Source organism: Nocardiopsis eucommiae (assembly GCF_965344335.1).
GTDB lineage: Bacteria > Actinomycetota > Actinomycetes > Streptosporangiales > Streptosporangiaceae > Nocardiopsis > Nocardiopsis eucommiae.
Genome location: NZ_CBDRIY010000016.1, coordinates 56,479 through 80,144, shown reverse-complemented (window position 1 = coordinate 80,144; position 23,666 = coordinate 56,479). Strand labels below are relative to the sequence as shown.

20 protein-coding genes and 1 CRISPR repeat array are annotated in these 23,666 nt (G+C 70.4%); of the genes, 3 read left to right on the top strand and 17 right to left on the bottom strand.

Annotated features, from left to right (window positions below):
- Nucleotides 1–16: 16 nt before the first annotated feature.
- The 14 genes from ACRWK8_RS12730 to ACRWK8_RS12665 all read right to left on the bottom strand — a co-directional run bounded on the left by ACRWK8_RS12730 (nucleotide 17) and on the right by ACRWK8_RS12665 (nucleotide 16,743).
- Nucleotides 17–907: a DivIVA domain-containing protein gene (locus ACRWK8_RS12730; protein ID WP_378741405.1), complete on the bottom strand. Its 891-nt coding sequence runs from the start codon at nucleotides 905–907 to the stop codon at nucleotides 17–19.
- 126 nt (nucleotides 908–1,033) lie between these two features.
- On the bottom strand, nucleotides 1,034–1,333 hold the full coding sequence (locus ACRWK8_RS12725) for a YggT family protein (RefSeq protein WP_378741403.1): 300 nt from the start codon (nucleotides 1,331–1,333) through the stop codon (nucleotides 1,034–1,036).
- Nucleotides 1,334–1,372: 39 nt separating this feature from the next.
- A complete protein-coding gene (locus ACRWK8_RS12720; RefSeq protein ID WP_017544502.1) occupies nucleotides 1,373–1,900 on the bottom strand; it encodes a cell division protein SepF in 528 nt (175 codons plus the stop codon).
- A 140-nt stretch (nucleotides 1,901–2,040) separates the two neighbouring features.
- The gene (locus ACRWK8_RS12715; RefSeq protein WP_431870393.1) at nucleotides 2,041–2,769 is read right to left on the bottom strand and encodes a YggS family pyridoxal phosphate-dependent enzyme; all 729 of its coding nucleotides are present in this window, start codon (nucleotides 2,767–2,769) and stop codon (nucleotides 2,041–2,043) included.
- A gap of 85 nt (nucleotides 2,770–2,854) precedes the next feature.
- Nucleotides 2,855–3,574: a peptidoglycan editing factor PgeF gene (pgeF, locus tag ACRWK8_RS12710; protein WP_431870391.1), complete on the bottom strand. Its 720-nt coding sequence runs from the start codon at nucleotides 3,572–3,574 to the stop codon at nucleotides 2,855–2,857.
- 159 nt (nucleotides 3,575–3,733) lie between these two features.
- Nucleotides 3,734–5,212 (bottom strand): cell division protein FtsZ, encoded by a 1,479-nt coding sequence (ftsZ, locus tag ACRWK8_RS12705; protein ID WP_378741397.1) that lies wholly within the window; start codon nucleotides 5,210–5,212, stop codon nucleotides 3,734–3,736.
- 456 nt (nucleotides 5,213–5,668) lie between these two features.
- Complete coding sequence (locus ACRWK8_RS12700) at nucleotides 5,669–6,421, bottom strand: cell division protein FtsQ/DivIB (protein ID WP_431870388.1); 753 nt, start codon at nucleotides 6,419–6,421, stop codon at nucleotides 5,669–5,671.
- Between the two features lie 12 nt (nucleotides 6,422–6,433).
- A complete protein-coding gene (gene murC / locus ACRWK8_RS12695; protein WP_431870386.1) occupies nucleotides 6,434–7,888 on the bottom strand; it encodes a UDP-N-acetylmuramate--L-alanine ligase in 1,455 nt (484 codons plus the stop codon).
- Nucleotides 7,885–9,045 carry an undecaprenyldiphospho-muramoylpentapeptide beta-N-acetylglucosaminyltransferase gene (murG, locus tag ACRWK8_RS12690; RefSeq protein ID WP_378741391.1) on the bottom strand — a complete coding sequence of 387 codons (1,161 nt, stop codon included), beginning with the start codon at nucleotides 9,043–9,045 and terminating at the stop codon, nucleotides 7,885–7,887. Before murG ends, murC begins: the two co-directional genes overlap by 4 nt.
- Entirely contained in the window at nucleotides 9,042–10,484 is a 1,443-nt protein-coding gene (ftsW, locus tag ACRWK8_RS12685) for a putative lipid II flippase FtsW (RefSeq protein WP_378741389.1), read from the bottom strand. Before ftsW ends, murG begins: the two co-directional genes overlap by 4 nt.
- Before the next feature lie 213 nt (nucleotides 10,485–10,697).
- Complete coding sequence (gene murD / locus ACRWK8_RS12680) at nucleotides 10,698–12,167, bottom strand: UDP-N-acetylmuramoyl-L-alanine--D-glutamate ligase (RefSeq protein WP_431870383.1); 1,470 nt, start codon at nucleotides 12,165–12,167, stop codon at nucleotides 10,698–10,700.
- 4 nt (nucleotides 12,168–12,171) lie between these two features.
- Entirely contained in the window at nucleotides 12,172–13,245 is a 1,074-nt protein-coding gene (mraY, locus tag ACRWK8_RS12675) for a phospho-N-acetylmuramoyl-pentapeptide-transferase (RefSeq protein ID WP_017544493.1), read from the bottom strand.
- A complete protein-coding gene (locus ACRWK8_RS12670) occupies nucleotides 13,242–14,690 on the bottom strand; it encodes a UDP-N-acetylmuramoyl-tripeptide--D-alanyl-D-alanine ligase (protein WP_378741383.1) in 1,449 nt (482 codons plus the stop codon). Before ACRWK8_RS12670 ends, mraY begins: the two co-directional genes overlap by 4 nt.
- A 388-nt stretch (nucleotides 14,691–15,078) precedes the next feature.
- Nucleotides 15,079–16,743, bottom strand: a complete 1,665-nt coding sequence (locus ACRWK8_RS12665) for a UDP-N-acetylmuramoyl-L-alanyl-D-glutamate--2,6-diaminopimelate ligase (RefSeq protein WP_431870380.1) — start codon at nucleotides 16,741–16,743, stop codon at nucleotides 15,079–15,081.
- A 96-nt stretch (nucleotides 16,744–16,839) separates the two neighbouring features.
- Between ACRWK8_RS12665 and mmuM the strand changes: the two genes are divergently transcribed.
- The 3 genes from mmuM to ACRWK8_RS12650 all read left to right on the top strand — a co-directional run bounded on the left by mmuM (nucleotide 16,840) and on the right by ACRWK8_RS12650 (nucleotide 19,413).
- Nucleotides 16,840–17,751, top strand: a complete 912-nt coding sequence (gene mmuM / locus ACRWK8_RS12660; protein ID WP_431870378.1) for a homocysteine S-methyltransferase — start codon at nucleotides 16,840–16,842, stop codon at nucleotides 17,749–17,751.
- A gap of 130 nt (nucleotides 17,752–17,881) precedes the next feature.
- Nucleotides 17,882–19,213, top strand: a complete 1,332-nt coding sequence (locus ACRWK8_RS12655) for an HNH endonuclease signature motif containing protein (protein WP_431870376.1) — start codon at nucleotides 17,882–17,884, stop codon at nucleotides 19,211–19,213.
- 65 nt (nucleotides 19,214–19,278) lie between these two features.
- Entirely contained in the window at nucleotides 19,279–19,413 is a 135-nt protein-coding gene (locus ACRWK8_RS12650) for a hypothetical protein (protein WP_431870374.1), read from the top strand.
- A 167-nt stretch (nucleotides 19,414–19,580) separates the two neighbouring features.
- A CRISPR array of direct repeats spans nucleotides 19,581–19,915; the repeat unit is 30 nt; unit sequence CTGCTCCCCGCGCACGCGGGGATGGACCCG.
- Nucleotides 19,916–20,010: 95 nt separating this feature from the next.
- Here ACRWK8_RS12650 and ACRWK8_RS12645 read toward each other — a convergent pair.
- The 3 genes from ACRWK8_RS12645 to rsmH are packed head-to-tail and all read right to left on the bottom strand — an operon-like array spanning nucleotide 20,011 to nucleotide 23,527.
- The gene (locus ACRWK8_RS12645) at nucleotides 20,011–21,987 is read right to left on the bottom strand and encodes a peptidoglycan D,D-transpeptidase FtsI family protein (RefSeq protein WP_378741375.1); all 1,977 of its coding nucleotides are present in this window, start codon (nucleotides 21,985–21,987) and stop codon (nucleotides 20,011–20,013) included.
- Nucleotides 21,984–22,454, bottom strand: coding sequence for a cell division protein FtsL (gene ftsL, locus ACRWK8_RS12640; protein WP_378741373.1), 471 nt, complete (start codon nucleotides 22,452–22,454; stop codon nucleotides 21,984–21,986). The genes ACRWK8_RS12645 and ftsL overlap by 4 nt, the downstream gene beginning before the upstream one ends.
- 11 nt (nucleotides 22,455–22,465) lie before the next feature.
- On the bottom strand, nucleotides 22,466–23,527 hold the full coding sequence (gene rsmH / locus ACRWK8_RS12635; RefSeq protein WP_431870446.1) for a 16S rRNA (cytosine(1402)-N(4))-methyltransferase RsmH: 1,062 nt from the start codon (nucleotides 23,525–23,527) through the stop codon (nucleotides 22,466–22,468).
- Nucleotides 23,528–23,666 lie beyond the last annotated feature (139 nt).

Below are 23,666 nucleotides of genomic sequence, written 5' to 3'. Positions count from 1 at the left end.
CGCGGTCGCTGACGGGTCAGCGACGCTCGTGAGGGGCCTCACCCGGGTGGAAACCACCGTGCTGGGCGGGCTCGGGCTGACCGAACGGGCTGCCGCCGGGGCCGTGCTGCTGGAGCGCGGGGGTCCCACCGGACTGGGGGGCCATCGTCTGGAACCCACCCGTGGTGTTCGGGTTGGGCTCGATGGACTTGCCCTCCTCGTTGAGCTCGCGCAGCTGACGCTCGAAGTAGTCCTTGAGACGGCTGCGGTACTCGCGCTCGAAGTCCTTGAGCACGTTGACCTTGTGCTCCAGCTCCTCGCGCTGCTGGACCAGGCTGCCCATGACCTGACGGTGGCGCTCCTGCGCGTCACGGTCGAGGTTCTCGGAGCGGGCCCGGGCCTCACCGATGATCTGGTCGGCCTGGCGGCGCGCCTTGCCGAGGATGTCCTCGGACTCGTGGCGGGCGCGGCCGAGGGTCTCGTCCGCCTCACGGCGGGCGTCGGAGATCGCCTGGTCGGCGGTCTGCTGGGCGAGCGCCAGGACGCGGGCGGCCGTGTCCATGTTCTCCTCGCCACCCATGGCGAGGTTGGCGCCGGTCATGCCCATCTGCGGCTGCGGCGCCGGCGGCTGGGGCTGCGGCTCGACGGGCTGCTGCGCCTGGACGGGCTCCGGGCGCATCTGCTCCATCTGCTGCGGAGCCTCGGGGGCCTGCTCCTGCTGCTGGAAGTCCTGCATACCGGCGTTGGGGACCTTGCCCCTCAGGCACTCGGCCAGCTTGCCGCGCAGTTCCTCGTTCTCCTGGATGAGGCGGTCCAGCTCGGACTCGACCTCGTCGAGAAAGGCGTCGACCTCTTCTTCGTCGTACCCCGGCCGGAGCCGGGTGGTACTGAACTGCTTGTTCCGCACATCAGCGGGTGTCAGCGGCATGTTCGTCTCCTTGGCGCGCTTGGAGTCTGTCCGTAGGGACGCTACCTGATCGTGACCTTACGGCAATCCAGATCATGACCAAGACCACATATCGGAATCCGGGGCGTCTTTTCCGCCCGCGATCCCCTACGCGAAGCTTGCCATCATGCCCCTCAGAATGCTCTGAAGGATGATCACGGCGAAGAAGAGAATCAGCACACTCAGGTCGAGTGCGACGCTTCCCAGCCGGATCGGCTTGATGAACCTGCGTAGGAACCTCAGTGGCGGGTCGGTGATCGTGTACACGATCTCGGCGAGCACGAGCACGAACCCGGTCGGCCGCCAGGTCCTGGAGAAGGACATCACCATCTCCAACACCACCCGCGCTATCAGCACGAAGACAAACAGCTGAAGCAGAAGCAGCAGCACGTACAGGACCATACTCACGGTCGTTCCCCGACCCAATCTCTGGACAAATGTGATGATCTAGCTCTGATTGAAGAACCCTCGCTCGGCGATCCGCGCCTTGTCTTCGGCGGTCACCTCGACGTTGGCCGGGGACAGCAGGAACACCTTGTTGGTCACGCGTTCGATACTGCCATGGAGACCGAAGATCAGACCAGCCGCGAAGTCGACGAGACGCTTCGCGTCGCTGTCGACCATCTCGGTCAGGTTCATGATCACCGGTGTACCTTCCCGGAAGTGCTCTCCGATCGTACGCGCCTCGTTGTAGGTGCGTGGATGGAGCGTGGTGATCCGAGCGAGGTCGGCGGTTGAGGCTGTCGTGGTCGTTCCACCGCGCCGTTCACCCGTTCCCAGGTAGTCGCCGGTGTCCGTCACAGCGTCGCCTCGTGTTTCCTCGCCCCGTGGAGTGTCGGCGTCGCGGTCACGCTGCTCCTCCACGCCCTCGTCGAAATCGTCGAACTCATCATATTCGTCCGCATAGCGGTGATCGTAACGGTCGTCCTCCACGAGGCCGAGGTAGACCGCCATCTTGCGCATCGCGCCGGCCATCTCATGTCCTCCGTCGTCCCCGCGGCGTTCTCACCGCAGCCGACTCCTCCGTCGTTTCCGGCCCCTGCGCCCCGCCTCAGCGGGGTGTTCGTCCATTCGGGCGAACGCCACAGACGGGCCCCAAGGTCTATGTGGGGACATTACCCCACGATCGGTCCCCGAGCGCCAAGCAACGCCGTGCCGAGTCGCAGGTGTGTCGCGCCTCTTCCGATCGCGGCCTCCAGGTCCCCGCTCATCCCCGCGGAGATCACCGTCGCCTGAGGGTAGCGATCCCGAATCCGCGCCGCCACCTCGTCGAGGACCGCGAAGGCCGCGTCGGGGTCGCCGCCGAGCGGGGCCACGGCCATCACTCCCCCGAGGGTGAGCGCCTCGTGCGCGTCGATGCTCTCCGCGAGCGCCGGCGCGTCGGCCGGGTCCACGCCGCCGCGCGGACCGATCACCCCCGCCTGGGAGTCGGCGTCCAGGTTGACCTGCACCAGACAGGTCAGACGCCGTTCGGCGGCGGCGGCCCGGTCCCCCAGGGCCCGGGCCAGCTTCGCCCGGTCCACCGAGTGCACCACGTCGGCGTAGGAGGCCACGGAACGCGCCTTGTTGGTCTGGAGCTGGCCCACGAAGTGCCAGGTCAGGCCGAGGTCAGCGGTCTCCGCCGCCTTCGGGGCCGCCTCCTGGTCGCGGTTCTCCCCGACGTCGTTGACACCGAGCGAGGCGAGAATACGCACATCACTGGCCGGATAGGTCTTGGTCACGCCGATCAGGGACACCTCCGAGGGATCGCGGTCGGCCCTGTGACAGGCCGCCTCGATCCTGGCCCGCGCGGCCGTGAGGTTGGCGCGGATCTGCTCGGTGCGCTCGCGGTCGGTCTCTGACACGGTCGTTCGTTCCTTCTGGTGTCGGTGGGGCGGCGCGTGACCGGAACCGGCCGTGGGAGTCGGCGCGGTCGGGCGGGTCGGAGGGTCAGGTGCGCCAGAGGAAGGAGGCGAACCGGCCGGTGGGCGCGTCGCCCCGGTGGGAGAAGAGTTCGGGGCTCTCCAGGGTGCAGCGGCCGTCGGTGACGATGTCGGTGACACCCGCCCGGCGCAGCTGGGCGGTGACGGCGGCGACCATGTCGACGCCCGTGGTGCTCCGGCGTGTCGTGGAGGCGGCCTCGGGGGTCCGCGCCGCGGTCTGGGCCTGGAGCTCGGGAGGGACCTCGTAGCAGCTGCCGCAGATGGCGGGGCCGAGGAAGACGGTGACGTGTGCGGGGGTGGCGCCCTGGGCGACCATCGTGTCGACCAGGTTGACCGCGACCCCGTTCGCGGTGCCCAGACGGCCCGAGTGGGCCGCCCCCAGCACTCCGGCGCGGGTGTCGGCGGCGAGCACCGGCAGGCAGTCGGCGGCCATCGAGGCCAGGACCAGGTCCGATCGGGTGGTGACCACGCCGTCGCAGGTACCGACCCCGCCGGGTTCGGTCGCCACGAGCACGTCGGCGCTGTGCACCTGGTTCATCCACACGACACGCTCGACGTCGAACCCGCACTCCTCGGCGGCACGACGACGGTTGGCGGTGACCGCCTCCCGGGTGTCGCCGGTGCCCAGTCCGAGGTTGAGCGAGTCGTACGGTGCCGGGCTCACGCCGCCCTTGCGTTCGGTGACGGCGGCACGGACACCGTGCCCCAGGTCGATGACGTTGCCCATCGGTGCGACGTGGTCCTTCCCTCTGCCCCGGGGGAGGAGGAGTGACGGCGGGCGGATCGCCCCCGCCGTCCTCCGCCGCGCCCCACCGAGGGCGGCGACGGCCCCGCCGCAGATGGGTCGGGGCCGCTGACACGTCGATGGTACCGGGATGGTGCGGGACTACTTGAGGAACTCCGGGACGTCCAGGTCGTCGGGGTCGTCGAAGATGACCCGGCGACGCGGCGTGGGAACCTCGCTCCGACGCTCGGAGGCCTCCGACACCGCGTGGATGTGGTTCGCCTGCTCCTCCGGCTCGGTGTCCTCGGGCTCCGGGGCGACGGTCTCCTCCGCCTGAACCGACGGCGTCGGCTCCTGCTCGACCGGCTCGGGCTCGCCGTGCGAGACCGGGTAGCCGTTGCCCAGGGCGGGCTCGGCCGGGGCCTGGACCTGCTGGGGCTCGGGCTGGACCGGTTCCGGGGTCACCGTGGGCTGCACCGGCGGCATCGCGGGCCGGGGAGCCTCCTGCACCGGCTGGGCCGGGCGGGACGGAGCGATCCACGGCATGCTGGTGGCCGGCGCCCCGCTCGCGTCCGTGCCGGGGGGCGTCGCCTTCGCGGACGACTCCTCCCTGCCGGACGTGATGCCTGCCGTGGGGGCGACGGCCTCAGGAGGGTCCACCGGCTGGCGCTCCCGTGTGACGGAGCCGGACACCTCGGGCTCGTCGAAGCCCGCCGCGATCACGGTGACACGGACCTCGTCACCCAGGGCGTCGTCGATGACGGCGCCGAAGATGATGTTGGCCTCGGGCGCCGCCGAGTTGGCGACCAGCTGTGCCGCCTCGTTGATCTCGAACAGTCCGAGGTCGGAGCCGCCCTGGATGGACAGCAGCACACCGTGGGCGCCGTCGATGCTCGCTTCCAGCAGTGGTGAGGAGATCGCCAGTTCGGCCGCGGCGACGGCCCTGTCGTCCCCTCTCGCTGATCCGATTCCCATCAGCGCCGATCCGGCCCCGGACATGACCGACTTGACGTCGGCGAAGTCCAGGTTGATCAGGCCCGGCGTGGTGATCAGGTCGGTGATGCCCTGGACACCGGACAGCAGGACCTGGTCGGCCGCCTTGAAGGCGTCCAGGACGCTGACCTGGCGGTCCGAGATGGACAGCAGTCGGTCGTTCGGGATGACGATGAGGGTGTCGACCTCCTCACGGAGCATCGCTATCCCCGACTCGGCCTGGGTCGCGCGCCGCTTGCCCTCGAAACCGAAGGGGCGGGTGACCACACCGATGGTGAGCGCGCCGAGGGAGCGGGCGATGTTGGCGACGACCGGGGCTCCCCCCGTACCGGTGCCACCGCCCTCACCAGCCGTGACGAAGACCATGTCGGCCCCCTTGAGGACCTCCTCGATCTCCTCGCGGTGGTCTTCGGCGGCCTTGCGGCCGACATCGGGGTTGGCGCCTGCGCCAAGGCCACGGGTGAGCTCACGGCCGACGTCGAGCTTGACGTCCGCGTCGCTCATCAGCAGCGCTTGGGCATCGGTATTGATCGCGATGAACTCGACGCCCTTGAGCCCCTCTTCGATCATTCGGTTGACGGCGTTGACACCGCCGCCGCCGATACCGACGACTTTGATGACCGCGAGGTAGTTCTGCGGTGCTGCCACGACGAGGGGCCTTTCCGCTCGCATACGCCGTTCCGTCTCCGCGTCCGCTGGCCCTGGGGTCAGCGGGTGCGCCGGCGGTCCGGCATCCGGTTCTACAGTGTGCGTTTCGGGTACCCTCGCACAGCGCCCGGAGGCGACCGTGTGTGGGAGACCCGGGGCCACCGAAGACCGTTCTCGAACGGTTCCCGTGTACCCCTGAAAGCGTGTCTTACTGCGTTGTTGACGTTGGTTGTGCTTCCCGACAGTAAGCGGACCGTCGGGTGCGAGCAACCGGTGACGACTTCAGCCTAACGGCGTATAACGCGAGGAAGCGAAGTGCGCACTCGGCGCGTCGCGTCTGGAATGTCCTCGTGAGGGATTCGGTTCGCGGTGTCGAGCTCCCACTCGTACCCTCTGTCCCCACTCGCGCCTCTTGACCTGACTCCTGCGTGAGTATCCCGTTCCTTGGGACCCGCTTCACCGGACGATGGCGAGGTCGGGGGTTCCGACGTCGTAGACACGCCCCGCCTCGGGCGGGTGCTCGCGCATCAGCACGCGCAGCACCGCGCTCTTCGAGGCGGTGTCCCGCGCGTCGCCCCACTCCACGACCGACCCGTCACCGAGTTCCACGGTGATGTCGTCGGTGTCGGTGGCGTCGATCAGCTGTATCTGCGCGATGAGGGAGTCCGGGGCCTCCTCCACGATGTCGGCGGCGGCCCGGACCGCCGTGTTCTCCTCGATCTCCCCCGTGACCCGGACCAGCGGGTGCGTACCGGGCCGCGTGGCGGAGTCCTCGATCCGGACGCCGTCGCCGTCCACGAGCCGGTACTCCTCACCCATCCGGATGGCCAGCAGAGGGCGGCGCTCGACCACCTCCACCCTGAGGGTCGCGGGCCAGCCCCGGCTCACCTCGGCGGACTCGACCAGGTCGATCCCCTCGGCGCGGTCGCGGCCCTGATCCAGGTCCACCCGGATCAGGGGCGTGCCCGTCTCGACGGACACCGCCGCGACCACCTCCTCCTTCGACACCCGGTCCAGGCCGGTGACGGCGACGTCGCGCACCACCAGCAGACGGGAGCCGAGCAGCACCCACGTGACCACGCAGACCAGTGACACGACAAGCAGGACCGCGAAGGCGACCTTCCAGGGGTCCGACCCCTTGCGGACGGCGGCCTCCGGCCCCGCCTCGTCCTGTTCCGTGGTCTTCGCCCTCTGACGGTCAGCGGCCACGTGCGTGCTCCTCTAGCTGGTTTCGGTACCTTCGGCGTTCCGCGCCAGCTCCTCCACGATCAGCGGCCCCAGCTCGGTGACGTCACCGGCGCCCATGGTGAGGACGATGTCCCCGGGGCGGGCCAGCGCGGCCACCGTGCGCACGGCGTCCGCGCGGTCCGGCACGTACCGGACGTTGTCGTGGGACACCTTCGACGTGATGAGCTCCCCCGTCACCCCGGGCTCGGGGTCCTCGCGGGCGGCGTAGACCTCCATCACCACGACCTCGTCGGCCAGGCTCAGGGCGGTCGCGAACTCCTCCGCGAAGATCCGGGTCCGGCTGTACAGGTGCGGCTGGAACAGGGCGACGACCCGGCCCTCGGCGATCTCCTCGTCGGAGTCCTCGGAGAAGGAACGCAGGGCGGCGCGCGTGGCGCGCAGGTCCGCGTCGATCTCGGTGGGGTGGTGCGCGTAGCTGTCGTAGACGCCCACGCCGTCGCCCTCGCCCTTGAGCTCGAAGCGGCGGGCGGCACCGGCGAAGTCCGCGATCCCCTCCACCGCGACCTCCAGGTCGTGGCCGAGTTCGTCGGCGACGACCACGGACGCGGCCGCGTTCAGGACGTTGTGGCGCCCGGGGACGGCCAGGGTGCCGTCGATCGGCTCGCCGTCGACGGTGGTCAGCGTGAACTCCGTGGTGAAGCCGCGCGCGCGGACGCGGGTGATCCGGTAGTCCGCGTCCTCGGCCTCGCCGTAGGTGAGCACCCTCTTGCCGCGCTCACGGGCGAGCTCCGCGACCGTGCGGGCGCCCGGGTCGTCGATCCCGACGATGAGGGTGCGCTCCACCCGGTCCACGAAGCTCGCGAAGTTCGCGTGGATCTCGTCGATGCCGCTGTAGTTGTCCAGGTGGTCGGCCTCGACGTTGGTGACCACGGCGACCTTGGGAGAGAGCATCAGGAAGGACCCGTCGCTCTCGTCCGCCTCCACGGCTATGACCTCTCCGATCCCGGCGTCGGCACCGAGTCCGGTGGTGACCAGCTTGCCGCCGATCACGTACCCGGGGTCGACCCCCAGGTGCTGGAGGACCACGGTGACCATGGAGGTGGTGGTGGTCTTGCCGTGGGTGCCCGAGACGGCGATCCCCTCGCGGCCCAGCAGGAGGGCGCCCAGGGCGGCGGCGCGGGGCAGGACGCGGATGCCCCGGGCGCGCGCCTCGGCGAGCTCGGGGTTGTCCTCACGGATGGCGGAGGAGACCACGAGCGTCTCGGCCTTGCCCAGGTTCTCGGCGGCGTGGCCCACGAAGACCTGGGCGCCCATCTGCTCGAGTTCGCGCAGGGTCTCGCTGTCGCGGGCGTCACTGCCCGAGACCTCGACCCCGGACTGGAGCAGCACGCGGGCGATGCCGGACATGCCGGCCCCGCCCAGACCGATGAAGTGGGTACGGCCGAGTTCGTCGACGGGGACCGGGTCGGTCGGTGTGACCAGGCTCATCGTGCGTCCTTCCCGTCGTCGTAGAAGGCGTCTTCGCCGTCGTCGTCGGACAGTTGCATGTCAGGGGTGGGCTTGTCGCCGCGGGCGATCGCGAGGACCTCCCGGGCCAGTTCGGTGTCCGCGTCGCGGCGACCCATCCGAGCCGCCGCCTCCGACATGGCCACGACTCGGTCGGTGTCGGTGAGCAGCGGGATGAGCTGGCCGGTGATCCACTCGACCGAGACGTCGGCGTTGTCGACCATCAGGCCACCGCCCGCCTGGACGATCGGCTCGGCGTTCAGCGCCTGCTCGCCGTTGCCGATGGCCAGCGGCACGAAGGCGCCGGGCAGTCCCACGGCGGTGAGTTCGGCGCAGGTCATGGCACCGGACCGGCACATCGCCACGTCGGCGGCGGCGTAGGCCATGTCCATGCGGTCCACGTAGGGGACGGCGACATAGGGGATGCCGTCCTGGGTGAGGTCCTGGGGCTCGTCGGCGTTCTTGGGGCCGACCACGTGCAGGACCTGCACGCCCGCCTGGCGGAAGGCCGCGGCGGCCTGGAAGGCGGTCTCGTTGATGCGCTGGGCGCCCTGGGAGCCGCCGAAGATCAGCAGGGTGGGGAGGTCGGGGCGCAGGCCGAAGTAGGCGCGGGCCTTGTCGCCCATGGCCAGCCGGTCCAGCGAGGTGATCTGCTGGCGCAGCGGGATGCCGATGAACCGGCCGTTACGGATCTGGGTGTGCGGGTGTCCGGTGAACACGTGCGGGGTGAGCCGCGCGCCGAGCCGGTTGGCCAGGCCCGGGAGCGGGTTGGCCTCGTGCACGACGATGGGGATGCGACGGCGCCGGGCCGCCAGGTAGCCGGGGGTGGCCACGTAGCCGCCGAAGCCGACGAGGACGTCGGCCTGGACCTTGTCGAGTTGTTCGCCCGCCGCGCTGAGGGCCCCGGCCAGCTTGCCGGGGACCGTGAGCAGTTGCGGGGTGAGCCTGCGCGGCAGGGGGACCGCCGGGATCAGGCCCAGTTCGTAGCCGCGCATGGGAACCAGCCGGGTCTCCAGGCCCCGCTCCGTTCCCAGGCAGAGGATCTCCGTGTTGGGTTCCACGCGCCGCAGCGCGTCCGCTAGGGAGAGTGCGGGCTCGATATGCCCGGCCGTGCCGCCTCCGGCGAGGGCTACCCTCATCGTCGCCGATTCCTCCTTGGCCGATCACCCGCCGGGACCGGTCCGCTGTTGTTCTTGGCCGTGGTCTTGGCACCCGTCTTCGCCCCGCGCTCACCCGACTTGCGAGGGGTGCGCGACGCGGTGGTGCGCTTGGAGGGCGTCGAACCGCTCTGTTTACGGACGGAAGCGACGATGTTCTCCAGGCCAAGCCAGCTTAGAGCCCTTTGGACCCGCGTGGGACCCCGGGCCGCCAGGGCCTTCTGGGCCTCGGGCTCGTTCCGGGCGATGGCGAGCAGCACCCCGAGCGAGATCATCGTCGGGATGAGCGCGGAGCCGCCGTAGGAGACCAGGGGCAGCGGGATGCCGGTCACGGGGACCAGGCCGATGACGGCCGCGATGTTGATCATGGACTGGCCGATGATCCAGGTCACGATGGCGAAGGCGGCGAGCCGGGAGAACGGGTCCCTGACCCGGAAGGCCACGCGCAGACCGGCGTAGCCCAGCATGCCGAACAGGCCGAGGACCAGCAGGGAGCCGAGGAGCCCGAACTCCTCACCGATGATGGCGAAGATGAAGTCGGACTCGGCGAAGGGCAGGAACCCCCACTTCTCACGGCTGGCGCCGATGCCGACCCCGAAGAGCCCTCCGGTGCCCAGCGCGTACAGGCCGTGCAGGGACTGGAATCCGGAACCGCTCGGGTCCGACTCGGGGTCGAGGAACACGGCGATACGGGTCATGCGGAAGGGCTCGATCGCGATGACGATCGCGGCCAGGCCCAGGACCAGCCCGAACATGGCCACGAAGAGACGCGCGGGCGCGCCCACCACCCACAGCAGGCTCAGGAAGATGAGCAGCAGCACCAGTGAGGTGGACAGGTCCGAGCCCAGCAGCACGAGGAGCACGAGGAGTCCGCAGCCTGGCACCAGCGGGATCAGCAGGTGCCGCCACTCGGTGAGGTCCTTGAGCTCCTCCTTGCGGGCCAGGATGTTGGCGCCCCACAGGGCGAAGGCGAGCTTGGCCGGTTCGGAGGGCTGGATGACCAGGCCGCCGACCTCCAGCCACCGCATGGCGCCGTTGACCTCGGTGCCCTGGAACGCGGTGAGCAGCAGCAGTGCCACGGACAGGATCATCGCCGGGTAGCCGACCATGCGAAAGACCCACAGGGGCAGCTGGGAGGCGATCACCATGAGCGGCAGGCCGATCATGGCCGACACCATCTGGCGCTGGACCACGGAGAAGGCCGAGCCGGTCTCGGTGATGGAGTTGACCATCGTCGAGGACAGCACCATGACCAGGCCCAGCGAGATGAGCATCACCGCGGTACTGAGGATCAGGTAGTAGGAGGTGAGGGGTCGGTCCAGGGACCGGGCCCACTCACGCCAGAGGCCCCGTTCGCGGCCACCGGCCGCCGTGCGCTCCCGGGTGCGGGACACCCCGGGAACCGTTGTCGTCGCCGCCATCCACACCCTCCGCACGATTCGCGCCTCAATACTTGCGTACCGGCGGGTCGGGAACCGTGGACATTTCCCGCGTGTTGGCCATCTTTGGCGGTGTGCGGGGTGCTACGCGACACACAGGAGGCCACCCGCACGTCCGAAATGACGCAGGGGTGACCTCCGGTGACTCAGTGACAGATCGGGCCGCCGCTCGTCCGGGCCCGTGTCCGGTGCCCCTCAGGACCGGCGGTGAACCGCCTCAGCGAAGAACCGGCCCCGCTCGGGGTAGTTGGTGAACATGTCCATGGAGGCTGCGGCCGGGGCCAGCAGCACCGTGTCGCCCTCCTCGGCGAGCTCGGCGGCCCGGGCGACCACCGCGTCCATCACCGTGTGACCGGCGGGCGCGTCGGGTTCGGGGCCCGCCACCTCCACCACCGGGACCTCGGGGGCGTGCTCGGCCAGGGCCTCGCGGATGCGCTCGCGGTCGGCGCCGATCAGCACCGCGCCGCGCAGACGGGCGGCGGCCCCGGCAACGAGTCCGTCCACCTCGGCCCCCTTGAGCAGGCCGCCCGCGATCCACACCACGGAGTCGTAGGAGTTCAGCGACGCGGCGGCGGCGTGCGGGTTGGTGGCCTTGGAGTCGTCCACGTAGTCCACGCCCGCGACCGAGGCCACGTAAGCGATGCGGTGGGGTTCGGGCACGAAGGCGGTCAGCCCCGCCCGGACCGAGGCGGGCGCGACCCCCAGCGATCGGGCCAGGGCCGCGGCGGCCAGGGCGTTGGCGACGTTGTGCGGAGCGGCGGGCCGTACGTCGGCCAGGGTGGCGAGCTCCTCGGCGCTGCTGTGCGGCTCGTCCACGAAGGCGCGGTCCACCAGCAGGTCCTCGACCACACCGAACTCACCGACGCCCGGTGTGTCCAGACGCAGGCCCACCACCGGGGTGTGCGGGTCGCCCTCCTCCTCTGCCAGGCGGACGGACCACGCGTCAGCGGTGTTGACCACGCGGATCGTGCCGCGTGCGAACACCTTGCCCTTGGCGCGGGCGTAGGGCTCCAGGCCGCCGTGCCAGTCCAGGTGGTCGGGGGCGACGTTGAGGACGGTGGCGGCGTGGGGGCGGACGCTGTTGGACCAGTGCAGCTGGAAACTGGACAGCTCCACGGCGAGGACGTCGTGCACGTGGCCGTCGGCGTCGGGCAGAACGGCGTCCACGATCGGGGTGCCGACGTTGCCCACCGCGAGCGCGTCACGGCCGTCCGCGCGCAGGATGGACTCCAGCATGCGCACGGTGGTGGTCTTGCCGTTGGTACCGGTGATGGCGAGCCACACCTGGTCGGCGGGCTTGAGCCGCCAGGCCAGCTCCACGTCCCCGATGACCTCCACTCCGGCCTCGGCGGCGCGGACCAGGAGCGGGGAGTCGGGACGCCAGCCGGGCGAGGTGACCACGAGGTCGCAGCCCTCGGGCAGGGGGGTGTCGCCCAGGACGACCTCGGCGCCTGCCTCGGTCAGGGCGGCGGCGACCGGGCGGGTGGTGTCGTCGTCACGGCCGTCGACGACGACCACGCGGGCCCCCCGGGCCAGGAGAGCCCTGGCGACGGGGGGCCCGGAGACACCCAGACCGGCGACGCAGACCCGCGCGCCCACGAAGGGATCGTCTCCCCCTGCGGGGGCGGCGGAGCGGGACGAGTCGGAAGGATGGAGGTGCGGCATGCCTCTAGCTTGGCATCCATTCCAGGTAGAAGAGCCCGATGGCGATCGCCATGAACAGGCCCTGGATGATCCAGAACCGGATGACGATGGTGGTCTCCGCCCAACCCTTGAGTTCGAAGTGGTGCTGGAGCGGGGCCATGCGGAACACCCGTTTGCCGGTGAGGCGGAACGAGGTGATCTGGATCATCACGGACATGGTGATGATGACGAACAGGCCACCGATGAGCAGCAGCAGGAGCTGCGTGCGGGTGGTGATGGCCAGACCCACGATGAGTCCGCCCAGGGCCAGCGAACCGGTGTCGCCCATGAAGATCTTGGCGGGCGGGGCGTTGAACCACAGGAAGCCGATGCACGAGCCGAGCACGGCGGAGGCCACCACGGCCAGGTCCAGGGGGTCGCGGACCGTGTAGCAGCTGGAGGTGAGCGCCTCCACGCAGGACTGGCGCAGCTGCCAGTTGCCGATGATGACGTAGGCGGCCAGCGACAGGATGGTCGCGCCGGTGGCCAGACCGTCCAGACCGTCGGTGAGGTTCACCGCGTTGGAGAAGCCCACGATGAGGAACAGCGCCCAGATCACGAACACGCCGATCATCAGCGGCGGTCCGAAGTCGCGGAGGAACGACAGCTGGGGGGCGGCGGGGGTGTAGCCGTAGCCGTTCGGGAACTGGGTGACGCCGTAGGCGAAGCCGACACCGATGACGGCCTGGCCGACCATCTTGGCGCCGCTGCGCAGACCGAGGCTGCGGCGCTTGTAGATCTTGATGAAGTCGTCCAGGAAGCCGACACAGCCCATGCCGACGAACAGGAACATCACCAGGAGACCGGAGGCCGTGGGCCCGGAGGCGGCCGGTTGGATCGCCCAGAGCAGCAGGTGGGAGCCGAAGTAGCCCACCACCGCGCCGAGGATGATCACGATGCCGCCCATGGTGGGCGTGCCCTGCTTGGTCTTGTGGCCCTCGGGTCCGTCGTCGCGGACCTCCTGGCCGAACTTGAACCGGTACAGGAGCTTGATGAGCGGCGGCATCAGCACCATGGAGATGATCAGCGAGAGCCCCGCCGCTATGGTGATGCCGATCACTGGACATCACCCTTGGTGATGAGGTCGATGACCCTTTCGAGCGCAGCCACGCGCGATCCCTTCACAATGACAACGTCTCCTGTGCGCATCCGTTCGCGCACCGCGTCGGCTGCCGCCTCCGCGTCGGGAACCCGGATGCTCTCACCGCGCCACCGCCCCTGCTGGGCGGCGCGTTCGGCGCCGACTGCGATCCCCTCGGCCGCCGCTCCGACCACGACCAGGTGGGCCACGCCGGTCTCGGCGGCCAGCTCACCCACGTTCTCGTGCTCCGCCCCGCCGTCGTCACCGAGCTCGGCCATGTGCGCGAGCACCGCGATGGACCGGCGGTCCCGCGCGAGCGCGCCCAGGGTGGTCAGTGCCGCCCGCATCGACTCGGGGTTGGCGTTGTAGGCGTCGTTGACGAGGGTGACACCGTGGTGTTCGGTGACCTCCATGCGCCAGCGGCTGACCGGGGTCGCCGCGCCGAGGGCGGCGGCGATGTCTTCGATGTCCATCCCGAGGTCGTCGGCGACGGCCGCGGCGGCCAGCGCGTTGCTGACCTGGTGGGCGCCGACCAGTCCCAGCTGGACCGGGGCGGTACGACCGCGCAGGTTCAGGGTGAAGGACGGGGCGCCGTCGGTACCGATGGTGATGTCCGTGGCGCGCACCTGGGCGTCCTCGGCGGTGCCGTAGAACACCACGCGGGCCTCGGTGCGGGAGTGCATGGCGCGCACCAGCGGGTCGTCGGCGTTGAGGACGGCCACGCCGCCCACTCCGCGCCGTTCGCCGCCGGGCGGCAGGGACTCCACGAGTTCGCCCTTGGCCTTGGCGATGGCGTCACGGCCGCCGAACTCGCCCATGTGGGCGCTGCCGACGTTGAGGACGACACCGATCCGGGGCGGGGCGACGCGGCACAGGTGGGCGATGTGCCCGATCCCCCGTGCGGCGACCTCCAGCACCAGGTTCTTGGTGCCGGTGTCCGCGCGGAGCACCGTGAGCGGGTGGCCGATCTCGTTGTTGAACGAGCCCGCGGGGGCGACGGTGGGGCCCAGTTCTCCGACAACCTGGGCGATGAGGTCCTTGGTGGTGGTCTTCCCGGAGGAGCCGGTGACCCCCACGACCTCCGTGGTGGCCGTTCCGCGCGCGGGGTCGCTGAGTTCGGTGGCCACGTGCCGGGCGAGTCGGGCCAGGGCCGCCACGACCTCGTCGTCGCCGCCGTCCACCAGCAGGTGGGGGGCGTCGACCGGGCGCGAGGCCAGGACCGCGACGGCTCCGGCCGCCACGGCGGTCGCGGCGAAGTCGTGACCGTCGACCCGTTCACCGCTCAGGGCGACGAAGAGCGCTCCTGGCGCCACCTGTCGAGAGTCGATGACGACGGGGCCGTCGACGACGGCGTCGGGGCGCGCTGATCCGCCGATGGCGGTTTGGGTGATCTCAGCGATCCGATCGAGCGTGAGCGCGATCAAATCCACTCCTCATGTCAGGCCCGGCCCACGGCGCCCCAGGGGCATTGGCCACCCGGCCTCGGGATCGGGTCAGGGGATGGCACCGCGGATACCGTGCGCGCGGTGCCGCGCCGGGCCACGAACTCCGGCTGGTACCGGGCCGCGGGCGCCTGGGTGGGCGGCACGTGTCGGGCTGCGATTGCCGGACCTACCTTAGAACATGTTGGGGTGTCTGGGGTCCCGGCAGGGCCCTGTCCAGAGCAATATGCTCCACTTCGTGACCGTCGACACGCACCGCGCGTGTGATTCGTGCACGTCACGGAGGGGCACACCACCGGGACGCGGTCTGGGACCGCGTCCCGGAAAGAGGACGGCACCAAGTTTCGGCGCACCTCGGGTGTGTCGTGGGTCAGCCCTCGTCAGGCACCCGGTGGACGTTCTGGAGGGCGTTGCCCAGCCGCTCGCTCGCCCGGGTGCGCAGGGCGTCCTCGATGGCGCCCCGCAGGACCTCGCGGTCGTCGAAGGGCAGGACCTCGCCCTTGACGTACTGACCGGTCTCGTGGCCCTTGCCCGCGACCACCACCACGTCGCCGGGGCCGGTCCGGTGCACGCCCAGGCCGATCGCCTCGGCTCGGTCGAACTCCACCGTCACGCGGGCCCGCTGGTCCTCGGGGACCTTGGCGACCCCGTCCAGCATCGCGGAGGCGATGGAGACCGGGTCCTCGGTGCGCGGGTTGTCGTTGGTGATGATCAGCTGGTCGGCCAGGCGCGCGGCGGCCTCGCCCATGAGCGGACGCTTGGCGCGGTCCCGGTCGCCGCCGCAGCCGACCACCATGGTGACCTGCCCGTCGGTGGTCTCCCTCAGGGCGCTGAGCACGGCCTCGATCGCGCCGGGCTTGTGCGAGTAGTCCACCAGGGCCGCGAAGTCCTGCGACCCCGACGCGCCGCGCACCTCGACCGGCTCCATGCGGCCCGGCACTCCGGGAGCGGCGGCCACACCGGCGATCGCCGTCTCCATCGGGATGCCCGCCTCGACCAGGCCCACCACGGCCGCCATGGCGTTGGAGACGTTGAACGGGCCGGGCAGCGCCACCGAGGCACGCGCCTCCATACCGCCGGGACCCACGATGCGGAAGGTGCTGCCGGTGGCGCCGAGGACGACGTCCACCGCGGTCCAGTCCGCCGCCATGGCGTTCTCCGGGCCCGCGTCCGAGGCGCCCTCCACCGCGAAGGTGGTCACCGGGACCGCGCCGCGCCCCTGCACCATGTCCACCAGCGCGCGGCCGAACCGGTCGTCGGCGTTGACCACGGCGATGTCGCAGTACTCGGGCGAGAACAGGCGCGCCTTGGTGTCGAAGTAGTCGCGCAGGTCCGAGTGGAAGTCCAGGTGGTCCTGGGACAGGTTCGTGAAGATCGCCACGTCGTAGCGGGTCCCGCCCACGCGGCCCAGGGCCAGGGCGTGGCTGGAGACCTCCATGGCGGCGGCCGTCGTCCCGTGTTCGCGCATGACCGCGAACAGACCGTGCAGGTCCGTGGCCTCCGGCGTGGTCAGCGAGGAGGCGACACGCTCGTCGCCCACACGCATCTCCACGGTGCCGACCAGGCCCGTGCTCATCCCGGCCTGGCGCATGCCGGACTCGATCAGGTAGGTGACCGTGGTCTTGCCACTGGTCCCCGTGGTACCGACCAGGAGCAGGTCCTCGGCGGGGTCGTCGTGGACCCAGGCCGCGACCTTGCCCAGCGCCGCGCGCGCGTCCGGCACGACGAGCACGGGCAGGCCGGACTCGACGGCCCGGTCGGCGCCAGCGGCGTCGGTCAGGATCGCCGCGGCCTCGGCCTGGGCCGCCTGCTTGGAGAAGTCGGCGCCGTGCGCGCGGGTCCCCGGCAGGGCGGCGTACAGGTCACCCTGTCGCACCTTGCGGGAGTCATGGGTGATACCGCGGACATGGATCTCCCGATCGGGCATGTCCGCTGGACGGTCCGCGCCGAGATCCGGGCGCAGGAGTGTGGCGTCCGGCCCGAGCAGCGCTGCGAGGGCGGACAGTGGACGGAGTTTGGCGTGTTCAGGTCGCATTACCGGTGGCACGTGTGGAGGTTAACGGCTGCGGGGGACCTCTCGGTAATTTCCACGCTGCCCGCGGGCGATACTTCACCCGAAGGAGGTGCCGCCATGACACGCCCACTCGTACTCGACGGAGGCCTGGCCACCAGCCTGGAGGCGCACGGACGCGACCTCAGCGGAGGCCTGTGGTCCGCCCGTCTCCTCGTCGAGGAACCGGAACTCGTCTCCCGGGTCCACCGCGACTACTTCCAGGCGGGCGCCGACGTCGCGATCACCGCCAGCTACCAGGCCAGCGTCACCGCCCTCATCGAACGCGGCCACTCCCGCGCCGAGGCCCAGGGCTTTCTCTCCCGCTCCGTGGAACTCGCCCGCACCGAACGTAACGCCTTCGGCGGCGGCCTCGTGGCCGCCAGCGTGGGCCCCTACGGCGCCTCACTCGCGGACGGCTCCGAGTACACGGGCGCCTACGGCCTCACCGAGGACCAGCTCCACCACTGGCACCGCGAACGCTGGCGGATCCTCACGGACAGCGGTGCCGACCTCATGGCCTGCGAGACGCTGCCCTCCCTCCAGGAGGCCCGAGCCCTCGCCCGTCTCCTGGAGGAGACCCCCCACGTCCGCGCGTGGTTCAGCTTCTCCTGTGCCGATGCCGAGCACATCAGCGACGGCACTCCCCTCCGCCAGGTCGCGGCCGAGCTCGCTCCGCTCCGCGACCAGCTGCTGGCCGTGGGCGTGAACTGCGTGCCGCCCAGCGACGTGCCCGGCCTGCTTCGCGAGGTCGCCGGCACCGGCCTGCCCACCGTCGCGTACCCGAACTCCGGCGAACGCTGGGACGCAGAGACCCAGAGGTGGACCGGCACCACCGACCCGCGGGACTTCGGCCACGCCGCCGCCCAGTGGATCACCGACGGCGCGGTGCTCGTCGGGGGCTGCTGCCGCACCGGCCCCGAACACGTCCGCGCCCTCCGAACCCTCGTGGACGCCCTTCCGGACCAAGAGGGTTCAGGCCCAGGGCATTAAATAGCAGAGCCTCGGCCATTATCGGAGTTATCCACAGGACCTTTTTGGCAACCAAGAAACCTGGCGTTCCAGGTCGAATTCATTCTCAACTCCCATTCTCTTTTCCGCCATTCACCCCTACAGTGGAGGCATGACCTTCTCCTCCACGCGTGACACGGCGACAATGGGACACTCCTCCGCCGTCGCCGCCATGCGCAAAGCGAGGGAGCAGGTCACCCACACCTTCGAGGCCACACCCTCAGCCGGTGCCGTGGCCGAGGTGTTGGACGACATCTGCCAGGTGTGGCACGACATGGATCAGGCCAAACTGCACATCCTTATGCGGCTGGCGCACATCCACTCCACCGGAAATCTCCTGGAAGTGGGGGGTCAGCGCACTCTGGCCGGGTGGATCACCCAAGCACTCGGAACGAGTCCGGCAGAAGCCCGGTCCCTCGCGTGCCTGGCAGATTCACTGTTTCATGAAAGGCTTCCCGAAACACGTCAAGCCCTCGACTCGGGACTGCTTTCCCTCGGAGAAGCCACCGCCACCGCCAAGGCGGTCGAGGCCGCGACGAAAACCCGGGACGAGACCGAGTTCCCCGACCCGGACGCCTTCCGGCAGTTGATGGATTCCGGGATGATGGCCGTGAAGGCCGACAACCCCGCCCTCTCCGCCTCCCAACTCGCCCGGCTCGGCCGACGTATCTCCGTTCAACTCCACCCCACCCTGGTGGAGGACGAGCACAGGAGGGCCCACCGCAACCGTCGCCTGGACGTGCTGCGTAGCTTCGAGGGTTCCTTCTACCTCCAGGCTTCCGGCCCCGAGGTGGACGCCGAGCTCCTGGAGAAGGCGGTGGCCGCGTTCACCAAGCCCCTCAACCCCACCGGCCCGAGGCAGTCGAAGGCAGAACGCTCCTACGACGCCTTCATGAAACTGATCAGGTCCGCGCTGGGCCACCAGAACTGCACCAAACCCCCCGGTCCCCTCGCGATGATCAACGTGACCGTGCCCTTGGACGTCTACACCGGCCAGCGCGCCACCGTGCCCAAAGGTGACGGTGATGGTGCGGCCACGCAGGACGGGATGCTCCTGGCCATGGAAGCCGTCCGCGCCCTGTCCCCGGGCAGCGTGCTCCGCCGGGTGATCACCGACCCCGCCACCGGCAAGCCCCTGGACGTGGGCCGAGGGATGCGCAACGCCCCCGAGCAGATCCGCACCGTCGCCCACCACGGCCGCACCACCTGCGCCTGGCCCCAGGGCTGCGACGTCCCCATCAGCGGCACCGAGGCCGACCACGTCACCAGTTACTCCCGGGGCGGCCGCACCAGCGCCGAGAACATCCAGCCCCTGTGCTCCACCCACAACCGCCTCAAATGGCGCCGCGAGAACAACCCTCACCGCGCCACCTGGAAGGGCCGCCCCGCCCACCGGCGCCCGGACCCGCCCCCACAGCCGGAACCACCTCCGCCCCGCGAATGAGCGGCAACTCCCTCTCCCCGCAGGCCCACACACCCCACCCGCCACCCCCGGAAGGAGGCCGACCCATGACCCTCACCGCCGCGAAGGCCCTCACCCCCGCGACCGGAGCCGGGTCGGCCTCCACCCCCATCCACCCGGCGAAGACCACCCACCCCGGCCCACAGCCCACCCTCGCCGCCGCAGTCCGGTGGAAAGCTTGATCAGCCGCGACACGAAGCCCGTTCCGCACAGGCGAGAAGGATCCACATCGCCGTGGTCGTGGGCTCATCTGGGACAGCGACAGTGACGAGTGGTGCCGGATTTGTCTGTTTCTCGACAAGTTGGAAATACTGGCACTTGCCGCCGGTAAGTTGCCAGGTGAAAGAGTCTGCTCCCCGCGCACGCGGGGATGGACCCTGGGACAGACGCGCACGCGTCGGCTATGATGGCTGCTCCCCGCGCACGCGGGGATGGACCCGGCAGCGAGTCGTACTGGTCGGTCTGGTCATCCTGCTCCCCGCGCACGCGGGGATGGACCCGAGAAGAAGTCGGTCCCCCCTGCGCCGTCTGACTGCTCCCCGCGCAAGCGGGGATGGACCGTCAGGAGGGGATCGGGCCCAAGTCGGTCCCCCCTGCTCCCCGCGCACGCGGGGATGGACCCGCCCATGGCATCACCAATCCCCGGCGACAGGGCTGCTCCCCGCGCACGCGGGGATGGACCCGGTCATGGCGCGGCGGACGGAAACGCCCTCGGCTGCGCCCCGCGCCGCCAGAGCCGGGGTGGCGGGAGCCGCTGAGTGGCGGCTCCCGCCTCTGGGTCAGCGGTCCTCTTCTTCCTCGAAGAGGCGGATGGCCGGGGGCTCGGTGTCCGTCGGTGGGACCTTCATGGTCTTGAGGGCGAAGGACATGATGTCGTTGAACACCGGTCCTGCGGCCTCGCCTCCGTAGTAGGTCTCCTTCGGGTTGTGCAGGACCACCTGGACGACGAGCTCGGGGTTGTCGGCGGGGGCGAAGCCCGCGAAGGTCGCCGTGTAGCCGCCGCCGTCGTAGCCGCCGGTCTCCGGGTTGATCCGGTTGGCGGTACCCGTCTTGCCCGCGACCCGATAGCCGTCGATGCGGGCCTGGGGCGCGGTGCCCTCGTCGCCCGTGACGGCTTCGAGCATCAGAGCGAGCTTGTCGGCGGTCTCCTTGCTGACCACCCTGGTCTTCTCGGGCTCCTCGGAAGGGGTGAACTCCCCGTCCGTGTCGACGGTCCCGGCGATGAGCCGGGGCTCCACCCGTACCCCGTCGTTGGCGATGGTCGCGTAGACCGAGGCCATCTGGGCGGCGTTCACCGACAGGCCGTGTCCGATGGACACCGACGGTAGCTGCGTCCCCCACCAGTCGTCGGGCTCGGTGAGCACCCCCGACTCCTCTCCCGGCAGGGCCAGGCCGGTCGGCTGTCCCAGGCCGAAGTCCTTCATGTAGGAGTGCAGCACCCCGGCCTTGACCTGGTCCGCGATCTTGATGGTGCCCACGTTGCTGGACTGCGCCATGATGCCGTTGACGGTCAGCCGTTGGGTGCCGTTGTTGGTGGAGTTGCGGAAGGTCTGGTCGTAGTACTGGAGGGTGTACGGGACGGTGTAGACGGTCTCCGGTGTGGTCAGTTCCTCTTCGAGCGCGGCGGCGACCGTGATCACCTTGTTGGTACTGCCCGGCTCGAAGGTCTCCGCCACGGCTCCGTTGGACCACTCCTCCGGCCCGGTGGCGGCGATGTCGTTCTGCGAGTAGGACGGGTAGTCCGCCATCGCGAGGATCTCCTGGTCGGTGTTGGTGACGATGGCGCTTCCGCCCTCGGCGTCCAACTCCTCCACGCGTTCCGCCAGCGCCTGCTGGACGAACCACTGGAGGTCGCGGTCCAGGGTCAGGCGCACGTCCTGACCGGGCTCGGGCTCACGCACCAGACCGCCCGCCATGGGAATCTGCGTCCCGTCGTTGCCCACCTCGACCTGGCGCTTGCCGGCCTCACCGGCCAGCGTGGAGTCCAGGTAGCCTTCCAGCCCCTCAAGGCCGTGACCCTCCGAACCGGTGAAACCGACCAGGTCGGCGGCACCGGTCTCCTCCGGGTAGACGCGTTCGTAGTCCACCTCGGCGCCCACCCCGGACAGGCCGAGGTCGCGCATGTCCTGCCAGTCCCCCGGCGACACCTTGTTGGCCACCACCTGGTAGCGGCTGGGAGCGGCGTCGACCTTGGCCTCGACCTCCTCCTGCTCCAGGTCGAAGCGGGTGACCAGTTCGTCCACGAGCTGGTCGCGCTCCTCCTCCTTGACCTCTTCGGGGTCGACGAAGACGGTGCGGACCTCCGCGGACAGGGCGAAGGGGTTCCCCTCGGCGTCGGTGATCTGTCCGCGCAGGGTGGGGATGTCGATGGTCTGGAGTCTCAGGTTGGCGGCGGCCTCGGCGTAGCGCTCGGCGTCCACCCCCTGGATCTGGGTAAGCCTCCCGGCGAACAGCATGAGGATCACGACGATGATCGCCCCGCCGATCCTGATCCGCTTGTTCGGATCACCCGGCCGGAAGGTGCGCCGCAGGAGCGGCGGCGGGGGCGGCGGGGCCGGGCTCCTGCGCCGTGGCCGCTCGCCGCCCCTTCTCACCTCGCGCGCGGACCCTCCCCGGTTCGATCCGGAGCTCGCGCGGGCCCCGCTGGCGGGGCGCCGGGGTTCCCGCTGGGGACGCTTGCTGGGCCGGGACCCGGAGCGTCCCGCCGCTCCGGGGCCTCGGGGGTCACGGGGGCGGCGGTCCCGGGGGTTGCTCACTCTCCGCTCCCAGCGTTCCCGGTGTCCGTACCGTTGTCACCGCTGATCTGGCCGCTGTCGAGGTCCAGGAAGAGCGGAGCGTCCCCCTGCTCCATCCCCATCTCCTCGGCGTCGTTGGCGATCCGCTCGGAGGTCTCCAGGTGGGCCACCGACTTCTCCAGCTCCTGTTCCACGTAGGACATCTCCCGGTTCTCCGACTGGAGACTGGTGATGGTGTACGCCTCCTGGGCGACGACGCTGCGCAGTACCAGCAGCGCCACCAGTGCGCCGCCGAGCAGGCACAGGATGAGCAGGACGAAGGGGATCTTCGGCGCGGGGCCGGAACCGTCTGGGCGGGTGGTGCGTGTGGTCGCCGCAGGACGCGCTGGACGTTTGGGCGCCGTGGGGCGCTTGGTGGCCCCGGTGCGCCTCGTGGTCGTCGCGCGCCCCTTGGTGGTGGTGCGGCGTGTGTCCGTCTTCGTGCCCATCTCTGGTCTCCCTACTGCCGCGACGGCCAGCGCACGCGTTCGGCCGCCCGGAGGCGTGCCGACTGTGCGCGCGGGTTGCGTTCGTTCTCTTCGTCCGTGGGGAGTTCCGAGCCCCTGGTGAGGAGCCGGAGTTCCGGTTGGCGGTCCGGGAGGGGGACCGGAAGGTCGGCGGGTGTGGTGTCGGTGGCCAGGGCGGCGAGGGCCTTCTTGGTCATCCGGTCCTCCAGCGAGTGGTAGGACAGCACCGCGATGCGGCCGCCGACGTCCAGGCGGGAGATCGCGGCGGGGAGGGTCTCCTTGAGGATGGAGAGCTCGGCGTTGACCTCGATGCGCAGGCCCTGGAAGGTGCGCTTGGCGGGGTGACCGCCGGTACGGCGGGTGGCGGCGGGGATGGCCTCGCGCACCAGTTCGGCCAGTTCCCGGGTGGAGTCGATACGGCCCTGGGCACGGCGGCGTTCGATCGCCCTGGCGACGCGGGAGGCGAAGCGCTCCTCACCGTAGGTGCGCAGGACACGGGTGAGCTCGGCGACGGGGTAGTCGTTGACGACCTCGGCGGCGGTGAGTGCCTGGGTACCGTCCATGCGCATGTCGAGGGGGGCGTCGTGGGCGTAGGCGAACCCGCGTTCGGTCTCGTCCAGCTGCGGTGAGGAGACACCGAGGTCGAGCAGGACCGCGTCGGCGTGCTCCGTGCCCGCCTCGTCGAGCGCGCGCGGGATCTCGGAGTAGACGGCGTGGACGAAGTGGGTCCGGTCCGCGTAGGGTGCGAGGCGCTTGGCGCTGCGCTCCAGAGCGGTGGTGTCCCGGTCCACACCGACGAGTCGCATGGTGGGGCAGGCCTTGAGCAGGGCCTCGGAGTGGCCGCCCAGTCCGAGGGTGCCGTCGACGAACACCGCCCCGGGCCTGCTGAGCGCCGGTGCGAGCAGTTCCACGATCCGGTCGAGCATGACCGGTACGTGCGACGGGTCGATTCCCGCTCTCGCCGCCCGGACGCGGGCGGCGATGTCGTCCTGTGTGGCCCCTTGGTCCGCCGAGCCGTCCCTGTCGGGCCGCTCGTGCTGCCGGTTGTCCCCCATGCGCTGCTGTTCCTCCACGCTGTCGCGATCTCCCCCTGGTCCGTGCGGCGCACCGGGTGCGCCTCACGGTGTCCTTCGCGTGGCCCCTCCGAAGTAACCGGAGGGCCTCCGGACACGGCCGCTATTGTCCACCTTTCAG